Origin of the sequence: Pseudomonas sp. HLS-6 (genome assembly GCF_002753995.1) — a bacterium.
In the GTDB taxonomy this organism is placed as follows: Bacteria; Pseudomonadota; Gammaproteobacteria; order Pseudomonadales; family Pseudomonadaceae; genus Aquipseudomonas; species Aquipseudomonas defluvii.
This window is the reverse complement of record NZ_CP024478.1, coordinates 5,059,483-5,077,608: the sequence shown is the minus strand read 5'-3', so window position 1 is coordinate 5,077,608 and position 18,126 is coordinate 5,059,483. Positions and strand designations below refer to the sequence as shown.

General features: G+C 61.0%; 16 protein-coding genes. 9 read left to right on the top strand and 7 right to left on the bottom strand.

Annotation, left to right across the window (positions count from 1 at the left end):
• Positions 1-40: 40 nt before the first annotated feature.
• Positions 41-2,050, bottom strand: a complete 2,010-nt coding sequence (gene rep / locus CS390_RS23925; protein WP_065759761.1) for a DNA helicase Rep — start codon at positions 2,048-2,050, stop codon at positions 41-43.
• 265 nt (positions 2,051-2,315) lie between these two features.
• Between rep and CS390_RS23920 the strand changes: the two genes are divergently transcribed.
• From CS390_RS23920 to CS390_RS23880, 9 genes are all read left to right on the top strand, one after another.
• Positions 2,316-3,980: a bifunctional diguanylate cyclase/phosphodiesterase gene (locus CS390_RS23920; RefSeq protein ID WP_099776325.1), complete on the top strand. Its 1,665-nt coding sequence runs from the start codon at positions 2,316-2,318 to the stop codon at positions 3,978-3,980.
• Positions 3,981-4,874: 894 nt separating this feature from the next.
• Positions 4,875-5,405: a phage tail protein gene (locus CS390_RS23915; RefSeq protein ID WP_099776323.1), complete on the top strand. Its 531-nt coding sequence runs from the start codon at positions 4,875-4,877 to the stop codon at positions 5,403-5,405.
• Between the two features lie 34 nt (positions 5,406-5,439).
• The gene (locus CS390_RS23910) at positions 5,440-5,976 is read left to right on the top strand and encodes a phage tail protein (protein WP_099776322.1); all 537 of its coding nucleotides are present in this window, start codon (positions 5,440-5,442) and stop codon (positions 5,974-5,976) included.
• A gap of 17 nt (positions 5,977-5,993) precedes the next feature.
• Entirely contained in the window at positions 5,994-6,557 is a 564-nt protein-coding gene (locus tag CS390_RS23905) for a phage tail protein (RefSeq protein WP_099776320.1), read from the top strand.
• Positions 6,558-6,568: 11 nt separating this feature from the next.
• Positions 6,569-7,063 (top strand): GNAT family N-acetyltransferase, encoded by a 495-nt coding sequence (locus tag CS390_RS23900; RefSeq protein ID WP_157767167.1) that lies wholly within the window; start codon positions 6,569-6,571, stop codon positions 7,061-7,063.
• Positions 7,064-7,646: 583 nt separating this feature from the next.
• Positions 7,647-8,480: a hypothetical protein gene (locus tag CS390_RS23895; protein ID WP_157767166.1), complete on the top strand. Its 834-nt coding sequence runs from the start codon at positions 7,647-7,649 to the stop codon at positions 8,478-8,480.
• Positions 8,477-9,331 (top strand): sulfotransferase domain-containing protein, encoded by an 855-nt coding sequence (locus tag CS390_RS23890; protein ID WP_099776315.1) that lies wholly within the window; start codon positions 8,477-8,479, stop codon positions 9,329-9,331. The genes CS390_RS23895 and CS390_RS23890 overlap by 4 nt, the downstream gene beginning before the upstream one ends.
• A gap of 59 nt (positions 9,332-9,390) precedes the next feature.
• Positions 9,391-9,693 (top strand): PqqD family peptide modification chaperone, encoded by a 303-nt coding sequence (locus CS390_RS23885; RefSeq protein ID WP_099776313.1) that lies wholly within the window; start codon positions 9,391-9,393, stop codon positions 9,691-9,693.
• Entirely contained in the window at positions 9,677-10,159 is a 483-nt protein-coding gene (locus CS390_RS23880; protein WP_157767165.1) for a lasso peptide biosynthesis B2 protein, read from the top strand. The genes CS390_RS23885 and CS390_RS23880 overlap by 17 nt, the downstream gene beginning before the upstream one ends.
• Here the strand turns inward: CS390_RS23880 and CS390_RS23875 are convergent.
• Genes CS390_RS23875 through asnB form a run of 6 tightly spaced genes read right to left on the bottom strand, consistent with a single transcriptional unit; the run spans position 10,153 to position 18,109 of the window.
• A complete protein-coding gene (locus tag CS390_RS23875; protein WP_099776309.1) occupies positions 10,153-12,006 on the bottom strand; it encodes an asparagine synthetase B in 1,854 nt (617 codons plus the stop codon). The genes CS390_RS23880 and CS390_RS23875 overlap by 7 nt on opposite strands.
• Positions 11,997-13,223, bottom strand: coding sequence for a sugar-transfer associated ATP-grasp domain-containing protein (locus CS390_RS23870; RefSeq protein ID WP_099776307.1), 1,227 nt, complete (start codon positions 13,221-13,223; stop codon positions 11,997-11,999). The genes CS390_RS23875 and CS390_RS23870 overlap by 10 nt, the downstream gene beginning before the upstream one ends.
• Positions 13,216-14,004, bottom strand: a complete 789-nt coding sequence (locus tag CS390_RS23865; protein ID WP_099776305.1) for a WecB/TagA/CpsF family glycosyltransferase — start codon at positions 14,002-14,004, stop codon at positions 13,216-13,218. The genes CS390_RS23870 and CS390_RS23865 overlap by 8 nt, the downstream gene beginning before the upstream one ends.
• Positions 13,985-15,277, bottom strand: coding sequence for an O-antigen ligase (locus CS390_RS23860; protein ID WP_099776303.1), 1,293 nt, complete (start codon positions 15,275-15,277; stop codon positions 13,985-13,987). The genes CS390_RS23865 and CS390_RS23860 overlap by 20 nt, the downstream gene beginning before the upstream one ends.
• Positions 15,274-16,275, bottom strand: a complete 1,002-nt coding sequence (locus tag CS390_RS23855) for a class I SAM-dependent methyltransferase (protein ID WP_099776301.1) — start codon at positions 16,273-16,275, stop codon at positions 15,274-15,276. The genes CS390_RS23860 and CS390_RS23855 overlap by 4 nt, the downstream gene beginning before the upstream one ends.
• On the bottom strand, positions 16,268-18,109 hold the full coding sequence (asnB, locus tag CS390_RS23850) for an asparagine synthase (glutamine-hydrolyzing) (protein WP_099776299.1): 1,842 nt from the start codon (positions 18,107-18,109) through the stop codon (positions 16,268-16,270). The genes CS390_RS23855 and asnB overlap by 8 nt, the downstream gene beginning before the upstream one ends.
• Positions 18,110-18,126: the final 17 nt, after the last annotated feature.

The window sequence follows — 18,126 nt, the reverse complement described above, 5'->3', positions numbered from 1 at the left end:
AAAAAGGCCCCGGCAGCGTGCCAGGGCAAAGGTGGATTATCTAACGTTTGAGCATGGCGCGGATATCCGCCAATGCGTTATTGCCACGTGCGGCCTTGACCTCGGTCGGGGCATCGTCGAGGCCTTCCCAGACGAGGTCGTCGTCGGGCAGCTCGTCGAGGAAACGGCTTGGTGCGCAGTCGATGATTTCGCCGTACTGCTTGCGCTTGGCCGCAAAGGTGAACGCGAGGGTCTGGCGAGCCCGGGTGATGCCGACATAGGCCAGGCGGCGTTCTTCTTCGATGGTGTCGGCTTCGATGCTGGAGCGGTGCGGCAGAATTTCCTCCTCCATGCCCATGATGAACACGTAGGGGAACTCCAGCCCTTTGGACGCATGCAGGGTCATCATCTGCACACCCTCGGCGCCTTCTTCCTCTTCCTGCTGGCGTTCGAGCATGTCGCGCAGCACCAGCTTGCCGATGGCTTCCTCGATGGTCATGCCACCGTCTTCGTCTTTCTCGAGGGTGTTCTTCAAGGCCTCGATCAGGAACCAGACGTTGCCCATGCGAAAGTCTGCCGCCTTGTCGCTGGAACTGTTCTGGCGAATCCAGTTCTCGTAGTCGATATCCATGACCATGCTGCGCAGGGCCGCGATCGGATCGTTCTGCGCGACCTGCTGGCGTACGCCGTCCATCCAGCGTTTGAAGCGCTGCAGGCGGTCAGTAAAACGGCTGTCCAGGTGTTCGCCAAGGCCCAGCTCTTCACTGGCGGCGTACATCGAGATCTTTCGCTCGGTGGCGTAGTTGCCAAGCTTTTCCAGCGTGGTCGAGCCGATTTCCCGGCGCGGCACGTTGATCACCCGCAGGTAGGCGTTGTCGTCGTCCGGGTTCACCAGTAGACGGAAGTAGGCCATCAGGTCCTTGACCTCCTGGCGGCCAAAGAAGCTGTTGCCGCCGGAGAGCCGGTACGGAATCTGGTGGTGCTGCAGCTTCAGCTCGATGAGCTTGGCCTGGTAGTTACCCCGGTATAGGATCGCGAAGTCACTGTAGGGGCGGTCGGTACGCAGGTGCAGGCTGAGGATTTCCATGGCCACCCGCTCGGCTTCGGCTTCCTCGTTACGGCAGCGGATCACACGGATCTCGTCGCCGTGGCCCATCTCGCTCCACAGTTGCTTCTCGAAGGCATGCGGGTTGTTCGAGATCAGCACGTTGGCGCAGCGCAGGATGCGGCTGGTGGAACGGTAGTTCTGTTCGAGCATGACCACCTTCAGCGAGGGGTAGTCGTCCTTGAGCAGCATCAGGTTTTCCGGGCGCGCGCCGCGCCAGGCGTAGATCGACTGGTCATCGTCGCCGACCACGGTGAACTGGTTGCGCGTGCCGATCAGCATCTTCACCAGCAGGTACTGGCTGGCGTTGGTGTCCTGATATTCGTCCACCAGCAGGTAGCGCACGCGGTTCTGCCATTTTTCCAGGATGTCGGCGTGTTCCTGGAACAGCTTTACCGGCAGCAGGATGAGGTCGTCGAAGTCCACCGCGTTGAACGCCTTGAGCGTACGCTGGTAATGGGCATAGACGATGGCGGCGGTCTGTTCCTTGGGGTTGCGCGCTTTTTCCAGGGCTTCTGGAGGCAGCACCAGGTCGTTCTTCCAGGCGCCGATCATGTTCTTGATCTCGTCGACGCCGTCGTCCCCGGAGTACTCCTTCTGCATGATGTCGGTCATCAAGGCCTTGACGTCAGCTTCGTCGAAGATCGAGAAGCCTGGCTTGTAGCCCAGCCGCTGATGCTCCTTGCGGATAATGTTCAGGCCCAGGTTATGGAAGGTCGAGACGGTCAGGCCGCGCCCTTCGCCGCCGCGAAGCAGGGTACCGACCCGTTCCTTCATCTCCCGCGCGGCCTTGTTGGTAAAGGTCATGGCCACGATGTACTGGGCACGGATGCCGCAGTTCTGGATCAGGTGGGCGATCTTGCGGGTGATCACGCTGGTTTTGCCGGAGCCGGCACCGGCGAGCACCAAAAGTGGGCCGCCGACGTAGCTCACGGCTTCTTGTTGCCGGGGGTTGAGTCGGGACATGGGGGAACCTGGGGTCGCCTGAAAATAGCCGGGCATTTTAGCAGGCGCGACGAGATTGTGCCGCGACCGTCTGACAGTGTGACGTAGCACGCGATCTAAATTTGCTGGTTCTGTTACTTTCCCGCAGGATGCGCTGCAACGTATGTGGATGTCGGCAAAGGAATGGCATGTGTTTAAGTGAAAATCATTACTACTAATGATTTAGGATAGGGCATCCCTGCTACTCATCGTCATTTAGACTGCGTCAACGTGCTAAGGAGCCAGCTTGTCTACGCCTGTCGAACCTTTGCGTTTGCTCCTGCTGGCTGATGAGCCTAGCTGGGCCGCGGCGCTGCAACACTGCTTGCAGCCGCTGGCCGGTAGTGCCGTGCTGATCAATGCGCCGAACTGGGAGTCGGTCGACAGCTTGTTTGTCAGTGATCGCAATGCGCTGGTGCTGGCCACTCCTGCGCTGCAACCGGCGCCAGGTCGTTGCGACCTGCCCATGCTGCTGCTGTTGGAAGAAGAACCTGTGCAGCCGCCGCTGGGTGTCAGCGACTGGTTGGTGCGTGAAGCGCTGAGCACCGATACCCTGCGGCGTTGCCTGCGCCATGTGCGAGAGCGTGGCGTACTGGAGGCCACCTTGCAGCGCCTGGCCGAGCAGGACCCACTGACCGGCATCGCCAATCGTCAGGGTTTCCAGACCCTGCTCACCGCACGCCTGGCCGATAACGAAGGCCGCGGTGTCGCCCTTGGCCACCTCGACCTGGACAACTTTCGGCACGCCAACGACGCCTTGGGCCACCAGGCGGGCGATCGCCTGATCCTGCAAGTGGTCGGTCGGCTCAAAAGCCAGCTCGAAGCGGGTGATCAGGTGGCGCGTCTGGGCAGTGATGAATTTGCCCTGCTGATTGATACCCGCCGTGAGCCGCAACGTGCCGAATGGATGGCTGAACGTATCGTCGAAGCGCTGGCCGAGCCTTACTGGATCGATGGTGAAAGCCTCTTGCTTGGCTGCAGTCTGGGCGTGGCGCATGCCCGTGCCGAGGGCGGTGCAGACCCACTGATGTGGCATGCCCATATCGCCATGCAGCAGGCCAAGGGCACCCAGGGGTGTACGTTCCATGTGTTCAACGAGCGTATCAATCGCCATGCGCGCAGCCTGGCCGACCTGGAAACCGAACTGCGCCGCGCCCTGCGCCGTGACGAACTGGAGTTGCACTACCAGCCTCGTTTTGACCTGAAGGGTGGCCAGATCGTCGGGCTTGAGGCGTTGGTACGCTGGCGGCATGCCGAGCGAGGCCTGTTGCCGCCCAGCGAGTTCGTGCCGCTGGCCGAGCAGAGCGGGCTGATCGTGCCGTTGGGGTACTGGGTGATCTCCCGTGCCCTGCGCGACATGCAGGCACTGCGTGAGCATGGGGTGGCCCCTCTGCATATGGCGGTTAACCTGTCGTTCCGCCAGTTCCAGGACAGCCAGTTGCTGGCCACTTTGAGCCGGTTGATCATCCAGCATGGGGTTGATGCGCGTTGGCTGGAGTTTGAGTTGACCGAGACGGCCGTGATGCGCCGTAGCGATCTGGTCAAACAGACCATGGATGCGCTGGGCCGGCTAGGCGTGCGTTTCTCCCTGGATGACTTTGGTACCGGGTTTTCGTCGTTCGTGCACCTCAACAGCCTGCCGATTACCTTGCTCAAGGTGGACCGCAGCTTTGTCGGTGGCATGGAGCAGCGCGAAGAGAACCGCCAATTGGTTCACGCCATGATCAACCTGGCGCACAACCTGAAGCTGGAAGTGGTGGCCGAAGGGGTTGAGACTGAAGAACAGATGGCGTTGCTGCGCAGCTTCGACTGCGATCAGGCGCAGGGCTACCTGATCAGTCGCCCGCTCCCGATCGACGAATTGCTGGCCTACCTGACGCAAGGCGCTGCTCCCCTGAAAGCGACTGTGTAGGCGCTGGCCTGCGAGGGTGTCGGTTAAGCGCCTGCAGCGCGCCCGCCAGCCCTTTGGCCGGCGGCAGTTGCCAAAGAGGGTGGCAGCTATACGCGGGGTGGTAAACCGGTGGACAGGAACATCCGGCAGGCCCTGAGGCCTCCCGCGTACAGCTGCCATAAAGCAGGGTCTATGGATGTCTACGACCGCTCGGGTTACCACCCCGAGCGCTGTATGTTCAGCGACGAAGCCAGCCTAGAGGGCCGGGTTTCCGGGGACAAGTCATCATGCATAGACAGACTGCGTAGGGCATTTCCTAGGACGCAAGATCAGCCAGCCATTTTGCCTATTCGAATCAAAATCTAACATTTGAGTCATTAAAAGACGGTGAGCCAACATACTTGGCGCGTACCTCTCGATACCCTTTCTGTTGGGGCCTTGAGGTATTTGCATTGGGTTGGATATCTGCTAGATATATAACCGTCGTTGATATCGTTTTGACTTTACGCTCGTGTGGCATGGGCAATCCAGCCATGGAGTAGAGGCGAAACCGTCGAAAAGGCTGGAGTTCTCCCGACGGGTTTAAAACAGGATGAACGTTTCAATTGGAGGCACGGATGTCGCCGTTGACTGCGCAACACTTTTCGGGAATTGCGACAGGTCACGTCACTGACAAAGCAAACCCATTTCTCCGTTTACCCAATCTTCTGAAGTGTCGACACCGTCTCGATACCGTGTTCCGGAGGGTGGCGTCTTTTGCCCAGGCCCATCCCAATAATCGCCAGCGTTTTTATGATTAAAAAGTGCACGTGAGCACAAGGTTCGTTATTGCCTTGGGCTGCGATGTGCATTGCGTGCGTTGAGGTTAATCAGTTGAGTCTTAACTACATGCTTTTCTAAGGAAAGGAGCGGGGGATGTCAGATTATTTTTTGGGTGAAATTCGCTGGTTTCCGACGAGTTGGGCGCCCAGCGGATGGCTTGCATGTGATGGAAGAGACATGCCAATCGCTCAGAACCAGGCCTTGTATGCCTTGCTTGGGACAAGGTACGGAGGGAATGGGGTAACAACGTTCAAGCTACCGGACTTGCGCGGCCGTGCGGCCCTGCACTATAGCGGGGTTCAACCTGATTACATACTTGGAGCCAAGGCGGGTGTTGAAACAGTCGCGCTGACTGCTGCACAAATGCCTGCACATACCCACGCCTTTAATGCATCAACGGCAGAGGGAACGGCTCCGCAGCCGAAGGGCAATCTTCTGGCGGATGCCGCTGCAGCGGGTGGCGTGAGTGACCCACGTCTTTATGGGGCGCCCGGCGCCATGATCCCGCTGAACAAGGAAAGTGTATCGGTGTCAGGCAGTAGTGCAGCGCATGCAAACATGCAGCCGTTCCTGGTGCTCAATCCTTGTATTGCCGTCTCGGGCATATTCCCGCCACGCAGCTGACGCTAGTTGACCCCAGCATTGAGGAATCAAAGACATGGTTGATTGTTATGTAGGTGAAGTGCGTTTGTTTGCTGGCTCGAGAGTCCCCGACAACTGGCATGCGTGTGACGGCACTCAGCTGTCGATCAGCGGCAACGAGGTGTTGTATTCCGTGATTGGCACGACCTATGGCGGAAATGGGGTGACGACATTCGCGCTTCCTGATTTACGCGGTCGTGTGCCTATCGGGCAGGGGCAGGGATTAGGACTGACGGCCAGGGGTATCGGTGTGGCCAGTGGTGCTGAGGTAGTGGCCTTGGACCCGTCACAGATGCCAGCGCACGCGCATGTAATCATGACTGCGGGTTCAGACGCTAGTGCTGCCACGCCAGGGCCAGCGGTGACCTTGGCCAATACGGTTTCACCTTTAGCCCAGTACCTCAAGAGTGGCGCAGCTTCTTCACAGCAAGTACAGCTGTCCGCTTCCACCGTCGCACCTGTGGGATCAGGTCAGGCGCACAACAACGTCATGCCCAGCACTGTCTTGACGTACATCATTGCTCTGGTCGGTATCTACCCAACACAATCTTGATATCAGGAAAGCTCAACATGGATGCTTTTATCGGTGAAATCAGGTCGTTTCCTTATGGATACGTCCCTGAAGGCTGGCTGGCCTGTGACGGAACCGTTCTGTCGATACAGGCATACGCAGCGCTGTACTCGCTCATTGGCAGCAAGTGGGGAGGGGACGGCAAGCAGACGTTCGCGGTGCCTGACCTGAGGCAGCGCGTGGTCATGGGCAGTGGTGCAGGCCCAAACCTGACCCCCCGCGCCTGGGCCGATACTACCGGGCAGGCCGCGGTAGCATTGACCGAGGCTCAGCTACCCCCCCATAACCACTCCGTGACGGTTAAGTACCCCGTGCTCACAAGCGTGGCAACCGATATGCAGGCTACACCGGACGCCAACGCATCATGGCTGTCCAGAGTATTGGTCATGAATCAGGCGCCGCCAGCCGCAATGGCGGCCTATGCCTCAGGGGCTCCGAATACTCAGCTTTCCGGCACGACGTTATCCGTTCAGGGCACAGGAGCTCCCCATGAAAACCGACAACCCTATCTAGCGCTTGAGTTCTGCATTTGCTGGAACGGTACTTACCCTAGTTTCAGTTGACGGGGATGCGCATGTTGCCCATGGAATATCTGCTATCGGGCTTGGCATTGCGCGGCGAGAACCCTGACGACAGGCCGTTCCTGGAACGGCTTTTCGTCTCGAACCGAGCCGCAGAGCCGGGTTTTGCGGCTTGGCCGGAACAGATGCGGCATACGTTCCTGGTCAGCCAGTTTGATTTGCAGCGCCGTCATTATGCCAACGCCTATGCCGGTGGCGATTTCTATATTGTCGAACACAATGCAGGCGCTGTTGGCAGGCTTTGCCTGTTCAGGACGGATCACGATGTACGGGTGGTCGATGTATCCCTGACCCGGCAGAGCTGCGGCATCGGGCTTGGCTCGGCGTTGCTGCGTGCGGTGCAGCGTCAGGCCGGCATGCAGGGCAAGACCGTCAGCCTCAACGTGGAGATGAGCAACCCTGCTCTGCGGTTGTACCGGCGTCTGGGCTTCGAGCAGACCGGCCAGTCAGGTCCCTATTGGCATATGATCTGGCGCCCATCGACATGAGTACCTTGACGGGCATGTCTTGTATAGCAAAAAGCAATTATGTAGGCTTTTAATCGTTCTTTTACTGCGGATTGGCCGCAGTAAAACCTGCCAAAGGATACTGGTCGTGACCTCCCACAATACTGTTGATGCAAAGGGCGCCCAGCCCGAGAGCCAGAAAAAAGAGTGGTTTACGCCTGAGGTGCGCGATCAAAGCATTAACAGTCTTACCGAGGCGGGCAAGATCGTGTGGCCAAGTGAGTCCTCAGCCCTAAGCGGGCCGCCTTCCTGATCTGCTTCCCGCGCAGCCGTTCGGCAAGTGACATCACTTGGCTTTTGTACGTTAGCGCTTTGTCTTTGAAGTGTTTCAACGGCTGACAGGCATCTACAATGTTCATCGCGGCTTTTAGAGCTCACTGGCGGCATGCTTGTTCTTGCCGGTTCCTGAGTGATCGAAGCCTTGCCTGTCGTCGATCCGGGCCAAGCCATTTTGAATGAGTTCTTTGCTAATACACGTAGGTTCGCCTTGGTCGATTATCTTGTTTGTGGGCTGTCTGTTCGTTCCGAGTTGCTGTTGCCCGGCATCGTAAGAGCCGAGGCCCCGGTGAGCGAGCCGGATGTGCTAGTGCGCCGGGCAACCGTTCCTTTGCCTTGTACCCCTGAGCAGGATCACGGCCTGAATTGGCGTGTCGACGGTGCCGATGTGTTGTTCCGGGTGCCGGGGATCGTTCGGTTTCTGATTGCCGGTGGCCGACAGGTTGAGTTCGAGCTCGAAGCCTCTGGCCGCGATGACGATGTTGTGCCGTTTTTTCTCAGTACCGTGGTCGGTGTGCTGCTGCATCAACGCCAGCGCCTGGTGCTGCATGCGTCCGCCGTTTCTTTTAACGGTCAGGCTGTCGCGATTTGCGGGCCGAGTGGGGTGGGCAAATCCACCTTGGCGGCGGCGTTGTGCGAGGCGGGCTGCAGTTTTGTCAGTGATGATGTATCGGTCATTCACACGGCCACTGCGTGCAGGCCCTTGGTGATTCCGGACGGGCGTCAGCATCGGCTATGGGCTGATAGCGTTGCACGCCTTTCCCTGAACGATCGTCAGGGTGCAGCAGTGCGGGCCAGCCTGCAGAAGTTTCACGTGGATCCGGCCAGTGAAGGCCAGCCGGTGCCCGTTCCCTTGCACGCCATCGTAGTATTGCGCGAGGCGCGGGGGGCGCACCGTCATGGGCTTGTGCGGCTCTCGTCCGCTGATGCCGTCGCGTTGCTTCGCAATGACGTATTCCGTGGCCTGTTCGCGTCGCGCTTGGGGCGTGATGCGCAGTTGTTTGTCCAGATAGCCGCGCTGCTGGGGCAGGTTCAGGTGTTTCGGCTTGATCGGCATGCCGATTTTGCTCGGCTTGGCGATGATGTGCGTCTGGTGCTGGGCTGTCTGGAAAGCGCCAAATGACAGCACGCGACCACGGTGTGGTGTGGTTGGCCTCCTTTCCCAAGTCAGGCAATACCTGGTTACGGCTGTTGCTGGCCAATCTGTTGTATGCCGATGAGCAGCCGGTCGATATCAACCACATCACCTTGCCGGGCAGCTCGCCCATTAGCCGCCATGCCATTGAAGCGCTGACACTTATCGATACCAGCCTGTTGACCCACAGCGAAGTGGACCGGCTACGCCCTCAGTGGACCCGATTGGCAACAGCCGATGCGACGGAACGCTCTTATATCAAAACGCACGACCTTTGGCGCCTCAACGCTGCCGGTGAGCCCATACTTGGCCGACTTACCCACAGTGTTGCGATGTATGTCGTTCGCGATCCGCGAGACGTGGCCGTGTCGCTGGCCCATCATTTCGGCTGTTCGCTCGACAAGGCTATAGGCTACCTGAATGACGGCTCTGGTGACGCAGGCCGGGTACCTCGCCGGTATGCGGCTCGATTCGATAGCTACCTGTACAGTTGGAGCCAGCATGTGAGCAGTTGGCTTGAGCAGCGCGATGTTCCTGTGCACCTGCTGCGTTATGAGGACTTGCTGGCCAATGGGCCGGCAGCATTTGCTGAGGCTGTTGCGTTTCTGGGCCTCGACGTGTCGGCCCAAGCCATAGAGCGTGCCCTGCACTTTGCTGCGTTCGATCAATTGCAGCGCCAGGAGCAGACGCATGGTTTTCAGGAAAAGCTCGGTCGAGCCAGCGCGCCGTTCTTTCGCTCGGGGCGGGCAGGGGCGTGGTCCGAGGTGTTGTCCCCGGAACAGCAAGAGCGCATTGTGTGCGCCCATCGTCCGCTCATGGAGCGTCTGGGTTACCTATGAGCCGCGCGCGGTAATGGTTTTTATCGGATGACCCATACAGTCATGGAGCAGAGAAGTTAATGATCGATACAAGGCTGCTTTCCGAGGGCGTGTTCCAGCGCACCGAAGGGTTGCTCGCTGCTGAGGCGGGTGAAGAGTTGTTGATGATGAGCGTTGATCTGGGCAGGTACTTCAACCTCAATGCGGTTGGCGCCAGGATTTGGGCGCTTCTGGAAAGGCCGATGATGGTGCAGGCCATGCTTGCTACTTTGCTTGCCGAATACGATGTCACCCCTGAGGTGGCACGCCAGGAGCTGGAAACCTTTCTCGGCGCCTTGCATGAGCGCGGTTTGGTCACGGTCAGCAATGCGTTGGCTGGCTAAATATCGGCGTATATCCCGCGCCGACCGCTGGCTGACGCTGGAGGCTGCGGTATCGCTCGTGTGCGCGGCGGTCATGCTCAAGCTTCTACCGTTTCGTTGGGTCGCCAGAGGGGCCGGGGAGTTGTCAGGGCAAACGCAGCGGGGTGAAGTGTCGTCGCTGCCGCCCTTGCACCCTGCATTGCCGGGGCAGGTCGGGCGGGCCGTGGTACGTGCTGCTCGGCACCTGCCATTGACGCTGCTATGCCTGCCCCAGGCCATTGCTGCCCAGCGCATGCTGCGTCGGCGTGGTATCGCCTCCACCCTGCATTTTGGTATGGCGCTCAGCACGGATGGCAGTCGCCGCATGTTGGCCCATGCCTGGCTGACCGTAGGCGAGCAAGGGGTGATCGGCATACCCGCCAGCCAGGGTTTTAGCGAGCTGGCTCGTTTTTCCCAGGAAGCATCTGGCCCCCCCCCTGTTCAGTGATGTTGGAGCAACCAGGCCATGGCGCGCAGCAGTGGCATTGGCACAATGGCGCCTGCGCTGGCCATGCGCGTCCGGTTCTCGGCCAGCACGAGGTGTTTTGCATCCTCGACCGTGGGCAGGTGGTCGATGCGGCGCTGTATCGCCTGCAGGTTAAAAAGATCGCCTGCGAGGGGATGGGCGCGCAGTGCTTCCATCTGCGCGTACAGCGCGTCGCGTTGCGCCGCCTGGATCATCAGTAGTTCAGGAAATGGGCTGAGCTTGTTACGCCGCCAACGAATTTTCTCGGGCAGTACATTGGCCATGGCATCGCGGAACAGGCGTCGTTTCCATCCGCCGCGACAAAACAACGAGCTGGGTAACGACCAGGCGAACTCGACCACCCGCCGGTCCAGTAGCGGAAAGGAAAACGCGATGCCGTGGCGCGCGCCCATTAGCGCCCAGTGCTCGGTCCTGCGCGCCAGGTGTGGCTGTGCCGCAAGCAGTTGCCAGCGATTGCCCACCGCATTGGCGCCAATCCTGATGCCTGGGCCGATGATGCGATGGTCGTCGAGCTTCAACATGTCTTGCAGTTTGTACGGATGAGCCCCGGCGGTAGGCCGCTGGCGCAAGAAAGCGAGGGCGGCGCCCGGTATGAGGTAAGGCAACAATTCGGCGCGTATTGTTCGAAGTGGGGATTGGCCGTGTTCGTTGGCCAGCGCCCGAAATTCTCCGGCCAGGTAGCGCCATTGCCCGCCCAGTAACGCTTCTGCCAGCGCCCCTCGACCGTTGTAGGTGGCCCCTTCGTCGCCACCCCAGCCCGACAGCAGGGTCGTCACACCGTGAGCGGCGGCATGTGCGCAGACCTGGTTATCCGGGAAAGCCGGGTCGCACGGTAACAATTGATCGACATCCATGCGTGGGAAGACAAACGCTGCTTGATTGTCGATCCGTATCGGCTGCCAGGCGATGTCAGGCTCCTGACGCAATATGGCCTCGACGTAATCCCCTTCGCCTTGCAGGTCCAGCCCGGTCAGGGTGCCGGGCAGAAAGGAGTAGCCCAGCAGTGGCTGGTTTGCCTGACGTTGCAGGCGGGCCGCCAGGACTGCCAGGGACGAAGAATCCAGGCCACCGCTTATGTGAGCGCCTACCGGTCTTTCGGCAGGCACGCGGCAACGCACTGCTTCGCGGACGAGCGTGGCCATTTCCTCGGCGGCCTCTTCCGGGCTGCAGGTACGCTGCCCGCCGAGGGTTGGCTCCAGTCGCCAGTGATGCTGGCGCTCGATGTGCAGCGGCGATACGCGTATCCGCTCGCCCGGTGCGAGCCGTTCGATGCCTCTGAAAAGCGAACGCTCCGGTCCGTGCAAGGCACTGAGCAGGTCACTCAGGAAATAGTCTTGATCAAGCTCTCGGGTGACGAAACCGCCAGCGTGGATGGCCCGAGGGAGTGAGCCGAAGGCGAACAGGTTGCCTGGCTGATGGGTGAAGAACAACGGTCGTACCCCCATGCCATCGCGGGCGCAGGTCATGGTACGCGAGCGTGCATCCCAGAGCGCTACGGCGAACTCACCGAGTATGCGTTTCAGCGCTTCGGTGTGGGGGGCTTCCAGCGCTGCCAGTAGCTGCCTTTCGCCGTCGATCTGTGGCTCGTGTATGCGGGCGTCGGCAGCCATCACCGCACCGCTTGCGGCGTGCGGCAACGAGGCTTCCCCCCCACTGAAGTCCAGTACTGCCAGTGCGGCAGGCCCTTGCAGAAGGCGGGCGACACTCGGTATCAAGCCTGGCTCGATCATCGCACTCACCATGCGCTCCAGGCATGTGGCCTCGGCTGCTCGGCCATCCAGATGTACAAATCCGCAAATCAGGCGCATGGGTAGGCTTCCAGATGTTCCAGTGCGATGGTGGCAAAGGGCGTATCACCCAGCGCAGTGTCGTCGATCAATTGGTGAAACAAGCATCCCCAGCCGGCGTTGGTTTCGATCAGCACGGGACCGTCAGGCGTTACCGCGACATCCCAGCCCAGAAAGACGAAACGTTCAAACGCTTGGCGATGGGCGCGTTGCACCAGTTCCACACAGGCCTGCCAGTGAGGGATCGTAAGGTCGGTGATGGCCTTGCCCGTCAACGGATGATGCGTAACCACGTCGCCCTTGGCGGTGAGGCTGCGTGTGACCTTGCCGGTTTCTGCATTGATCGCACAGAGGATGGGGCGGCGTCTGCCATGGTGTTCATCGGTGAACAGCATCATCAGTTTTGCGACCACCTGCACCTCGCCTGCCAGGGTGATGCCGGTGACGATGCGCAGTGTTACCAGCGGCCCGTGGGACAGCTCCGCAAGCGTGGGATGGTTGTGCAACCAGGGTTGCACAATGCAATCGCGTTGTCGCCAGTGCTCCACCAGTGCAGTGGGCTGCAGGGTTTGGCCATTGATGTCGCGGTAGCCTGTTGCTTCGCGCAGCCACTGTTGCGCGCCGCTACCCTGGCTGCCGTGTAGGTCCTTGACCCACAGCCTGGCCTGGTCTGGCAGAAACGGGGTGTGCGAAGGGTCTTGTCGCCCTTCGCGGAATACGGCGAGGGTGGGGATACAGGGCAGGGTATGGCGCTGGCAAATGTCAGCGAAGCGCGCCTTGTCCTGAACGTCCGAATGCGAGGCGCCGCGTCGCGTATTCAAGGTGCGTAGCAGGTTTGCCTCGCACCAGTAAAAGTAATCGCCGGCCAGGTGCTGGCGCGATTTATCGGCGAGTCGGTAGCTGTTGAATTCCACTGGCGGCACATTGTGCAGCATTGCCAGGCGCCACATCTGCCAACCCTGCCGAACGCTCTCCCAGGGGCTGCTCGGACGTATGTCCGCTGGTGCTTGGCGCAGGTTGCGTCGGGTTTCCAGCAGGGCACCGATGGGCCAGGCCAGGGTCATGAGGGCGCGCAAGGCCCAGCGCTGCAGCAACGGTCGATGGGCGAAGTATTCAGAACGTGCCACCGAACGAATGCGCCCCATGGGTGTGCGCGAGGAGCGCAGAACCATGAAGGGGAAGCCTCGTTTGCTCAGCCCGAACGCCCGGGCGGCTTTGACCAGGCGTGCCTTACGCATTGGTGCCCGACCCGGCGTGGCGCTGGAAGAGGCCTTTGAACTTGGCGACGATCAACAGAAACAGGTAGGCGACGTTGGTCCGTACATAGCGCCATAGCAAGCGACGGGGCTCCATGAGCAGCCGGAAAAACCACTCCATGCCAATGACTTGCATCCAGCGAGGGGCACGCGGCAGTGTGCCGGAAAGCACATCGAACGAGCCGCCGACCCCCATGCCGATCTTTACGCCAAGGTGCTGCCAGTGTTTCTGCAGTAGCAGCTCCTTCTTTGGGGAGCTCATGCCGATGAACAGCATGTCCGCACCGCTGGTGCGAATCGCTTCGACCACATCGGCTTCTTCTTCGGCGCTGAAGTAACCATCACGCACCCCGACAATGCGCAGTTTCGGATAGCGGCCGAGTAAGCGCTGAGCAGTCAGTTGCACCACCTCCCTGCGAGCGCCCAGCAGATAGACAGACGCCCCGGTTTCCGCTGCCAGGGCGCACAGATCACCCAACAGATCGATGCCTGCGCGGCGTGGTGGGACCGGTATGTCCAGAAGCTTGAGCCCGAGTGAAATGCCGGCACCGTCAATATGCACCCACTCGGCTTCGTTCAGCGCGCCCATCAGCAGCGGTGCGCGACGGGCGTCGACCAGCTTGGCAACATTCAGGCCCTCCAGGTGCAGGCGGCGCTCGCCGGCAAGGGAACGCTTCGCTTCCTCCATCAGATCGTGTGGGGCGATCAGGTCGAGGGGGCATCCGAGAAAGTCGATCCGACGGTTACCGGGCTGAGTATTCATAGCGCATCCCTGCTGCATGATGTTGTGTTTTGGGCAGGCTGCGCAGTGTGGCACCGCAGAGCAGCCAGAAAGCGCCGGTACCGGAGACTGCCAGTACGTGCTCGGAACTGATCAGGGTCGTGGCGACACCGAGCGACAGCCAGAAAACCGCCAGGGCCATGGGCTCGCGATGCTGGCGATAGCCGCGCCACAAGGCCAGCGCGACGTTGGCATAGAAGTACAGGAAGAGCAGGGCGGCGGGCAGGCCCAATTGAAAGGCGATACTGAAGATGGCCCCTTCACCGCCACCGATGGCCGGGCGGCTTTCTTGTGCGGCGATTGCGCCTTGCTCACCTAACCCGGCTCCCAGCAGCAATACCTTGGGCAAGTCCTGAAGGTTTTTCTGCAAGGCCATCCAGTGACCGATGGTTGAACCATCCTGAAATCGGATGCTGATGAGCACGATGCCGTATGACGCAATGGCGATAGCAATACAGGCACACCCTGCGATCACCAGACGCGAATACCGGGAGCGGAACAAGGTCGTGCCGGTCATCAGGTAGCCGACCAGCGCCAGGCTGCCCGCGAGCATGGCGCCTCGTGTCCCGGACATCCAGATACCGATGAACATCAGGCCGCACAAGGCAAGGCCGAACCAGCGCGCACGCCGCTCCAACCAAGCGATTGCGGTCAGCGCGACGACGGCGAGGAACATTCCCTGGGCCAGAGGCGAGGCCAGCAGGCCTGCGGCCCGGCGATCCAGCTCGAGATTGGAGTAGAAATTCCAGGGCAGCCCGGTGTCCGGTTGAGCCCCCAGCAGCAAGCCTTTGACATGCAGCATGTAGCTCGGATACGCGAGCGTGTCGATCCAGAAATGGGTGTTTCGTTGTTCCCAGGCGCCGAACAGGGTACTGGCGATGCCCAGTGCTACCAGCAGGGTGGCACAACTGTGCAGTTGCTGGCGTTCCCGGACGCAGTAATAGCCCGCCAGAAAGAACAGCATGGGTATCAGCAGGGTGCCGAATGAGCCGACCAGGATGCCAAAGGAGACGCCGCCGCGATTGAACAGCAGGTACAGCATTGCCAGGCTGCCATAGGCCAGTATTGGCAGCAGCAGGCGCGTCGGCATGCGAACGCTGAGCAGGCAGCAGCCCGCGAGGACGATGACCAGCAGGTCGCGCAGATTGCGCAGCACGCCCGCGCCAGGCCACGCGCCGCCATCATACAGCCAGGCACTGCCAAGGTCGCCCAAGTGGACCCAAAGTATGATGATCACCAGCGCCACGAACCTCATCGGCGCAGCTCCTGACGCTGCCGGGCACGATGTTGGCGCCAGCGCTGTAGCTCGCCGAGCGCGCCAGCCCCGAGCAGGCTCAGGGCCGCACGCTTGAGCATGGCCTTCAGGCGGTCCTTGAGGCCCCAGTCAACCCGCTCAATCCATTGATCAATGGTGTTGACGCTTGCCTTGGCAGCGGGCGCCATGGGGGATTGCACCAGGCGTTCCGGGCGTTTTGCTTCAAGCCACAGCGTGCCGGGCAATGCCGTCAGTGGATGAGCGCCGCAGTAGGTGACCTGCAGACCGGCTGCTTCGGCGAGGCGTTGCAGGCTGTCGGCGCAGAAGTAACTCAAGTGAGCCGGGTGCACGAACAGGCGCGTCTGCCAGTCGCTCATCAGGTCCGGTACCTCTATCCATAGCTGTCCGCCTACTCGGAGCGTGCGTGCGGCCTGTTCCAGGAAACCCCGAGGGTCGATCAGGTGCTCCAGGACATGGAACGCTACCAGCGCGTCCAGGTGCTCTGTTGGGAGGGCGGCCAGGTCATTGATGAACGCGACCTGCGCGTGCGCCAGCAAGGCGCCGCGGTGCGACGTGTCCGGCTCGCTGGCCGTCAGTTGCAGGTCTGGGCGCAGCATTGAGGCCTCGCCGAGAAAAGCACCGAAGCCCGAACCCATTCCAAAAAGATGCGCCTTCTGTGGCAGCTTCGGCGCAATCAGCGACAGACGCAGGCGGGCAGTTTCCCGGTCGCCGCGCCAGGCAAAGAAGCGCGTGGTGCTGTGCCAGGGAACCTCCGCCGGAAACAGGCGGCGGTAGGCGCCTTCATAGAACCGCGACAGGCCGGCTTCGGTAAAGCCCGGTGCCAGATAAACCGCGGCACAGTGTCCGCAACGCCTCAGTTGCTGGCCAGATCGGGCATAGATTTCCGGCCAGAAATGCCGCTGTGCCTCGGTGCTGCCGCACAGTCGACACTGGCCGCAGTCCGCTGCCAACCCCCAGTCCGCGCTGTGCTCACGCATGGAACCTCCGATACCAGAGCGCGACTGACAGTGCCAGCCACAACGTGCTGTGCTTACGGGGCTGGGCGAGCTGGGCGCGTAGCCCATCCACGTCGATGAATGCCGCCAGCCCGGAGGGCAGGTCATCGAGCAACTCGCGCCACGGCAAACGACCGACGAGAAACTGTTCGGCATGACCGAAACCGGTGTTCTTCGGCGTTTCGATGATGGCCTCGGGCAGCAGCCCTTTGAAGGCGTCCCGGAGCAGCGCCTTGGAGCGCCCTTCACCCACCCGCGTCAATGCCGGGGTGGCAAAGGCGCGTTGCACCAGGCGATGGTCCATGAATGGGCTGCGCAGTTCGATACCCGCGCTCATGCTGTTGCGGTCGGCAATCCGCAGGCTCATGGGCAGCAGGTTATCGAGTTCATCCTGGCGCAGCCGGGTTTCCAGATTGCTGCGCATGCGTTCTTGCAGGTATTCCAGGCGATGCCGCTGCGACGCCCAGAGTGCCTCGCTCATCAGGCCGACGCTGGGTCTTTTGCGCCGCAGCAATGCCCCCACCGCAGGCAGTGGCAGGTCCCAGACCAGGCGATTCAAGAGCAGGCCGGGCGCGAAAGTGCGGTACCTGAGCAGGCGAATCATATGCAGCAGTTTGCCCGCCTTGAACGCATCCCTCGTCGCCAGGGCGTGGTAACGCGCGGTGTACCCGCCGAACAGCTCGTCGGCGCCTTCCCCGGATAACACGACTTTGTAGCCTTGTTCGCGGATGGCACGGTAGGTTCTGAAGCCGGCAATCGCCGACGGCGTGCTGAACGGCTCGCCCTGGACGCTGACCAGGTTCATTAGCTCATCGGCTGAGGGGATGGGGTTAAAGCGCAGTATTCGATGCAAGGCCGCATGACCACTGTCGCCCATGAACGCTGTGGCTCTGGCCGACTCATCGAACGCCGACTGCACAGCATCGTGATAGCCGTAGGTAAAGGCGCCCGACAGCCGCTGTCGGTTTTGCTGGCTAGCACCAAGCGCGACATGCGTGATGATGGAGCTGTCCAGCCCGCCGGACAGCAGGCTGGCCACGGGGACGTCTGCCTGCAGGCGCAGGCGAATTGCATCTTCCACCAGCCCGCGTACTTCAGTGCTCGACAGCGGTTCTGCGCTACCGGGCTCGGGCCAGTCATGATAAGGGGCGGCACTGAAACGCCCGGCTCGGCTCATGCGGCAGACCTGGCCAGGCGGTACCGCCTGAACGCCGGTAAAGAACGTGGCGGTGCCTTGCTCGGAAAAGCCGGTGACCAGGAAATCGAACAGTTTCTCTGGGTTAGGGGCTGGGTACCCGCCACGTATTGCGGCAATTGCGCTGATTTCGCTGGCCAGCGTTACGTGGTGCCCATCGTGATGCAGGTACAGCGGTTTCACGCCGAGCCGGTCGCGGCAATAGATCAGGTCGCCGCTGGGCGCATCCCATAGCACCGCCGCCCACATGCCGTTGCAGCGAGCAAATACACCCTCACCCCAGAGGCGCCAGCCCTGTAGCAGCACCTCGGTATCGCCGTCTGTGACGAACAGGCAGCCCAGTGCGCGAAGCTCTTCGCGCAGCTCGACAAAGTTGTAGATCGCACCATTGAACACCAGCACCGTACCGCTGATCGGGCAGCGCATAGGCTGTTCGGCAGCGCTGCTGGTATCGAGGATGGCCAGTCGGCGATGGCCGAGCAGGGTCGCGGGTGCCTGCTCTACGGTGAGTAGCCCTTCTGCATCCGGACCACGTCGGGCCAGGCTCGCCAGTGCCGATCTGGCCCTTTGTTCCAGGCCGGCGGAGGCGTGGAGCGCGCGTACTGCAATCAAACCGCACATGACAGCTGCTCCGGTGT

Excerpts from the sequence above, each read along its gene's own strand:
- rep (WP_065759761.1), bottom strand. The coding sequence starts at position 2,050 with ATGTCCCGACTCAACCCCCGGCAACAAGAAGCCGTGAGCTACGTCGGC.
- CS390_RS23915 (WP_099776323.1), top strand. The coding sequence starts at position 4,875 with ATGTCAGATTATTTTTTGGGTGAAATTCGCTGGTTTCCGACGAGTTGG.
- CS390_RS23910 (WP_099776322.1), top strand. The coding sequence starts at position 5,440 with ATGGTTGATTGTTATGTAGGTGAAGTGCGTTTGTTTGCTGGCTCGAGA.
- CS390_RS23905 (WP_099776320.1), top strand. The coding sequence starts at position 5,994 with ATGGATGCTTTTATCGGTGAAATCAGGTCGTTTCCTTATGGATACGTC.
- CS390_RS23900 (WP_157767167.1), top strand. The coding sequence starts at position 6,569 with ATGTTGCCCATGGAATATCTGCTATCGGGCTTGGCATTGCGCGGCGAG.
- CS390_RS23890 (WP_099776315.1), top strand. The coding sequence starts at position 8,477 with ATGACAGCACGCGACCACGGTGTGGTGTGGTTGGCCTCCTTTCCCAAG.
- CS390_RS23885 (WP_099776313.1), top strand. The coding sequence starts at position 9,391 with ATGATCGATACAAGGCTGCTTTCCGAGGGCGTGTTCCAGCGCACCGAA.
- CS390_RS23880 (WP_157767165.1), top strand. The coding sequence starts at position 9,677 with ATGCGTTGGCTGGCTAAATATCGGCGTATATCCCGCGCCGACCGCTGG.
- CS390_RS23875 (WP_099776309.1), bottom strand. The coding sequence starts at position 12,006 with ATGCGCCTGATTTGCGGATTTGTACATCTGGATGGCCGAGCAGCCGAG.
- CS390_RS23870 (WP_099776307.1), bottom strand. The coding sequence starts at position 13,223 with ATGCGTAAGGCACGCCTGGTCAAAGCCGCCCGGGCGTTCGGGCTGAGC.
- CS390_RS23865 (WP_099776305.1), bottom strand. The coding sequence starts at position 14,004 with ATGAATACTCAGCCCGGTAACCGTCGGATCGACTTTCTCGGATGCCCC.
- CS390_RS23860 (WP_099776303.1), bottom strand. The coding sequence starts at position 15,277 with ATGAGGTTCGTGGCGCTGGTGATCATCATACTTTGGGTCCACTTGGGC.
- CS390_RS23855 (WP_099776301.1), bottom strand. The coding sequence starts at position 16,275 with ATGCGTGAGCACAGCGCGGACTGGGGGTTGGCAGCGGACTGCGGCCAG.
- asnB (WP_099776299.1), bottom strand. The coding sequence starts at position 18,109 with ATGTGCGGTTTGATTGCAGTACGCGCGCTCCACGCCTCCGCCGGCCTG.